The sequence below is a fragment of the Corallococcus llansteffanensis genome, from assembly GCF_003612055.1.
Taxonomy (GTDB): domain Bacteria; phylum Myxococcota; class Myxococcia; order Myxococcales; family Myxococcaceae; genus Corallococcus; species Corallococcus llansteffanensis.
On the sequence record NZ_RAWB01000634.1, the window covers coordinates 1 to 5,349 of the forward strand.

The window sequence follows — 5,349 nt, forward strand, 5'->3', positions numbered from 1 at the left end:
GGACGCGGCCAGCCCCGAGGGCATCGAGGTGGCGCTGACGGGCACGGCGCTGCGCGCCACCACGAACGCCAGCGGTGGGTTCCTGCTGGAAGCGGTGCCGCCCGGCACCTACGAGCTCACCGCCTCCAAGCCGGGCTACGCGACGGTGCGCCAGTCGCTGTCCCTGAGCGCGGGCGACGCCCCCACCCTGTCGCTGTCGATGCAGCGCGCCCGGGGCCGCCTCTCCGGCGTCATCACCCTGGAAGCCGCCAGCACCTCCGCCGGCATCGCCGTCACGCTGACGGGCACCTCCGCGGCCACCACCACGGATGCCGAGGGCCGCTTCGTGCTGGAGGACCTGCCCCTGGGCCCCTCCGCGCTGGTCGCCGTGAAGGACGGCTACACGGCGCTCCAGTTGTCCGTGGAGGTGAAGGAGCGCGACTCCACGCCCGTGACGCAGGTGCTGGCGCGGATCCGCGGCCGGGTGGAGGGCCAGGTGCGGCTGGAGGGCTCCACGGCCCATGACGGCATCCAGGTGTCCCTGCTGGGTGAGACCCCGCGCGCCACCACGGACGCCGAGGGCCGCTTCGTGCTGGGGAACCTGCTGCCCGGGACCTACACGCTCCTGGCCGAGAAGGACCTGTTCGTGGTGGCGCGGCAGCAGGTGGTGGTGAAGGCGTCGGAGGCGGCTTCCGTCACGTTGACGCTGCCGCGCATGAAGGGCGAGGTGCGGGGCAGCGTGTCCCGCGACGACGCTGGCGACCTGGAAAATGGCGGCATCGAGGTGTCGGTGACGGGCACGACCCTGCGCACCACCACCAGCGCGGAAGGCCTCTTCGTCTTCACCGGCGTTCCGACGGGAAGGCAGGAGGTGCGGGCCTCGCTGGAGGGCTACGCGGAGGACCGTCAGCCCGTGCAGGTCCAGGAGGGCCCGGGCGTCTTCACCGCGCTGACGCTGGTGCGGCTGCGCGGCCGGGTGGAGGGGCAGGTCACGCTGTCGGACGGGGCCAGCGCCTCCGGGATCACGGTGTCGCTCACCGGCACCAACACGCGCGCCACCACGGACGCCGAGGGCCGCTTCGTGATGGCGGGCATTCCCACGGGCACCTACGAGGTGGTGACGCGCAAGGAGCACTACACGCAGGAGACGCGGTCGGTGGAGGTGACGGCGGGCGCGACGGCCACCACGTCGTTCCTGCTCACGCGGCTGCAGCCCCCCACCGTGACGACCTTCTCCGAGCGCGGCGTGCAGGGCGGCCGGCTGACCCTCACGGGTGAGAACCTGGACTACTCGCGGGACACCTTCAGCGTGACGGTGGGCGGCGTGGCCGCGACAGAGGTCCTCTTCCGCTCGAACACGCGCATCATCCTGCGCCTGCCCCATACGGTGTCGCCGGGGCTGTGGGACGTGGTGATGAAGACGGAAGACCCCTCGCGGACGTTCTCCGCGAAGATCCGGGTGGTGGCGCAGACCACGCTGGCCAGCGGGCTGTTCTACGCGCTGGGCGTCAAGCCCGACGCCACCCTCGGCTACTTCTCCGGCTTCTCCTCCGAGCCGGTGGAGGACGTCCCGGAGAAGGCGAAGACGGGCATCGTCAGCGTGTCCAGCGGGGAGAAGGATGCCCTGGCGCTGCGCGAGGACGGGACGGTGGTGGCGTGGGGGCGCAACAGCAACGGGCAGGGCAACGTGCCCCAGGGGCTGGCGGGCGTCATCGCCATCGCGTCGGGCTTCAACTTCAACGTGGCGCTCAAGGATGACGGCACGGTCGTCGCGTGGGGCGCCAATGGCAGCGGCCAGTCCACGGTGCCCGAGGGCCTCACGGACGTCATCGCCCTCTCCGCGGGGGTGTCCCATGCCCTGGCGCTCAAGGCGGACGGCACCGTGGTGGCGTGGGGCAACAACAACTACGGCCAGTCCACGGTGCCCGAGGGCCTCACGGACGTCGTCCAGGTGTCCGCGGGGCGGAATCAGAGCGTCGCGCGCAGGGCGGACGGCAGCCTCGTCGTGTGGGGCTACCCGCCGGTCGGCACGCCCCTGCCGCAGGGGCTGACCGGCGTGACGACGGTCGCGTTGAGCCGCAACTCGGAAATCTACGGCCTGGCCGTCACGTCGGACACGAGCGTCATCGCGTGGGGCGAGGCGGATGACACGCTGGGCACGGGCGTGCCGCCGCCGGTGCAGGCGAACGTGGTGGCCCTGGTCGCGGGTCCGGACTTCGCCTCGCTGGCGTTGTACCGGGATGGCTCCGTCGCCGCCTGGGGACTGAGCGCGGGCAGCACCCTGGAGCTCCCGCGCGGGCTGGTGCTGCGCGTCCCGGCGCCCTGAACGCGGCCTTCCGCGCCGACACCCGGCGGCGCGCGAGGCCTGGCCCTCACGCGCTCTTCGCGCGCGCTGACTGCCGTCGGTGCGCGCCGCGCTTCACCGGACCCAATTGGGCGAGCACGCGGCCGATTTCGACCAACTCCACGGGCTTGACGAGGTGCAGGTCGAAGCCGGCCTCCTCGCTGCGGGCCCGGTCCTCCGGCGCCCCGTAGCCCGTGAGCGCGATGAGGTGCGCGTCCGCGGCCACGCGGGTGCGCAGTTCCTCCGCCACCTGGTAGCCGCTCAGGCCAGGCAGGCCGATGTCGAGGATGATGACGTCGTAGGTGCCCGGGGTCGCCATCGCGAGCGCCTCGTGGCCGTCCGAGGCGACCGCGACGGTGTGGCCCCACATCTGGAGCATCTCGCTCAGGCCTTCGCGCGCGTCGGGGTTGTCATCGACCAGGAGGATGCGCCACTCCCCCTTGCGCGGGTCGATGCGCTCCGGGGCCGCGTCGGGCCGCGCCGGCTGCGTCGCGTCCACCAGCAGGGGCAGCGTGACGGTGAACGTGCTGCCCTGCCCCAGGCCTTCGCTGAACACCTCCACCTGTCCGCCATGCTCCTCCACGAGGTGGCGCACCAGCGTCAGGCCGATGCCCAGCCCGCCCCGGCTGCGCGCGAGCCCCGTGTCCAGTTGGGCGAAGAGTTCGAAGATGCGCTCCTGCTCTTCCAGGGGGAGGCCGATGCCGGTGTCCTGCACGGACACGCGCACGCGGTGGTCCGCGTCGCCGTGGGCGCCCACGGTGACGACACTGCCCGCGGGCGAATACTTCGCGGCGTTGTCCAGCAGGTTGGTGAAGACCTGCTCCAGCCGCGTCCGGTCGCCGTCCACCCAGCAGGGCTCGGCGGGCAGGGACTCCCGCATGATCAGCCCGCGCTCCTCCATCACCGGCCGGGCGGAGGCGAAGGCGTGCTGCAACACGGTGTTGAGGTCCAGCCGGTTCCTGCGCAGCGCGTACTTGCCCCGGGTGATGCGGCTGACGTCGAGCAGGTCATCCACCAGGTGGCGCAGGTGATTGACCTGGCGCTCGATGATGGAGCGGCGGCGCGCGTCCGCTTCGGACAGGCCCTTCGAGTCCTTCTGGCCGAGCATCTGCACCGCGACGGAGATGGCGGCCAGGGGGTTGCGCAGCTCGTGGCCGAGCATCGCGAGGAACTCGTCCTTCTTGCGGTCCGCTTCCACCAGGCGTGCCGCGTTGGCCAGGGCCTCGCGCTCCACGCGGCGCAGGCGCAGGACGCTGTTGACGGTGGCGATCAGCTCCTCGGGGTCGAACGGCTGGGTCAGGTAGACGTCCGCGCCCGCGCGCAGGCCGATGACCTTCTTCTCCGCCGTGATGAACGTGGCGGAGGTGTGGATGACGGCGGTGTCGCGGGTGCGCGGATCCGCCTTCAAGAGCCGGCACACCTCGTAGCCGCTCATGTCCGGCAGCTTCACGTCGAGCACGACGACGTCGGGACGCCCGTCGAGCGCGACCTGCAGGGCCTCGCCGCCAGTGACGGCCTCCAGCACGTGGTAGCCCGCCTGGCGCAGCGAGAAGGTCCCCAGGTAGAGACTCGCGGGCGTATCGTTGACGTGAAGGACGGTGGCGGTAGCGGTGGCGAGCAAGAGCGACTTTCCCAGGGAGAGAACCCGACCGGATTCTGCCGAGCGCAGGAGAGCGCGCGAACCCCGACCCGAACGGTTTAGCCAGCCTGCGACAGCCCCTGCATCCGAGGGCATGGTGACTGTTGAGGTGGAGACAAGGGGCTTGGCTGCCTCCCTGGGGGACAGCCGGCCAGGCGGTGGGACGCAACGTCGGGTCTCGCACAAACAGGGTGCGGAGCAGGGAGACCTACGGAGGACCCGCCGGCCCTGGGCCTGCATCCGTGCTTGCCGGGATGCCTCCGTCGCGCAGGCCTTCGGGCCAGGGCCGCGAGGGGTCGTTCCAGGAGGAGTCCAGCGCAGGGGCCACTCCGGGTTGCGCGGGGACGGCCTGGGAGGCTCCACCGCCCGCGTCCGCTGGAAGGTCCGCCATGCCGTCCACGACACGCCGTCGGATCCGCCCATCCCGGCTGATGGCGTACCAGGCACCTGAGTCCAGCGCCGGGTAGGTCTTCCCGCAGGCAGCGGGATCCTCGGAGATGTGGATGAAGAAGAGTTCGCCTCGGCGCATTGCCAGATACCGCTGGGCCTCCGGCCGGTCCTGACAGGGCACGTCCTTCGACGCCGGGGGCAGGAAGTCGTTCGTGGCGATCATCAGCGCCTGAAGCAGCGCGCCCTCCAGCACGTACGGGCGCTGCGCGGGCTGGAGTTCGACGACCGAGTCGTCCGAGAACTCCGGGAAGGCGATGGACCTGTCGTCCTCCACGAGCACGGCCGGGGACCGGGGGCCCCGCACACAGCCCATGAGCAGGGCGGCCATCAGGAGACGGAGCTGTCGCTTGGACATAGAAATCCCGCGGCCCTGGCGGATGACCTCAGCGCGTCAAGGCTCGGTCCACACCGCCAGCTCGTTGCCCGTGGGGTCGGCGAACTGGAAGCGCTTGCCGCCGGGGAACGAGAACGTGTCCTTCGTGATGCGCCCTCCCGCCTCGCGCACCTTCGCGTGCGTCGCCTCCAGGTCCTTCGAGTACAGGACAATCAACGGTCCCCCCTTCGCCACCGGCAGCTCCACGTCGAAGCCCCCGTTCAGCCGGCCGTCCATGAAGCTCGTGTAGGCCGGACCGTAGTCCTCGAAACGCCAGCCGAAGACGGTGCCGTAGAAGCGCTTCGCTTCCGCGATGTCCTTGGCGGGAAGCTCGATGTAGTCGATGCGGTGGTGCTGCTCGGCCTGCTGCGGGGCGGTGGACATGACGGGGCCTCTTCCTGGAAGAAGGAAACGCCCCTACGTTACGCATCCGCCTCGCCGGAGGATTGTACGAATCCGACCTGCCCCTGCTCGCGCGCGTACGCCCCCGGCGTCATCCCCGTCAGCGCCCGGAACTCCCGCACGTGGTGCGCCTGGTCGTAGTACCCCGCCGCCAACGCCAGC

Annotated in this window: 4 protein-coding genes; 1 reads left to right on the top strand and 3 read right to left on the bottom strand. The window is 71.1% G+C overall.

Annotation, left to right across the window (positions count from 1 at the left end; genetic code table 11):
• On the top strand, nt 1–2,305 hold a 2,305-nt coding region (locus D7V93_RS36925), incomplete at its 5' end, for a carboxypeptidase regulatory-like domain-containing protein (RefSeq protein WP_120647817.1).
• Nucleotides 2,306–2,351: 46 nt separating this feature from the next.
• On the opposite strand, the gene D7V93_RS36930 is transcribed toward D7V93_RS36925, so the two are convergent.
• The 3 genes from D7V93_RS36930 to D7V93_RS36940 all read right to left on the bottom strand — a co-directional run bounded on the left by D7V93_RS36930 (nt 2,352) and on the right by D7V93_RS36940 (nt 5,169).
• Entirely contained in the window at nt 2,352–3,944 is a 1,593-nt protein-coding gene (locus D7V93_RS36930) for a response regulator (RefSeq protein WP_120647818.1), read from the bottom strand.
• A 226-nt stretch (nt 3,945–4,170) separates the two neighbouring features.
• On the bottom strand, nt 4,171–4,767 hold the full coding sequence (locus D7V93_RS36935; RefSeq protein ID WP_120647819.1) for a hypothetical protein: 597 nt from the start codon (nt 4,765–4,767) through the stop codon (nt 4,171–4,173).
• 36 nt (nt 4,768–4,803) lie between these two features.
• Entirely contained in the window at nt 4,804–5,169 is a 366-nt protein-coding gene (locus tag D7V93_RS36940; protein WP_120647820.1) for a VOC family protein, read from the bottom strand.
• Between the last annotated feature and the right edge of the window lie 180 nt (nt 5,170–5,349).

Excerpts from the sequence above, each read along its gene's own strand:
- D7V93_RS36935 (WP_120647819.1), bottom strand. The coding sequence starts at position 4,767 with ATGTCCAAGCGACAGCTCCGTCTCCTGATGGCCGCCCTGCTCATGGGC.
- D7V93_RS36940 (WP_120647820.1), bottom strand. The coding sequence starts at position 5,169 with ATGTCCACCGCCCCGCAGCAGGCCGAGCAGCACCACCGCATCGACTAC.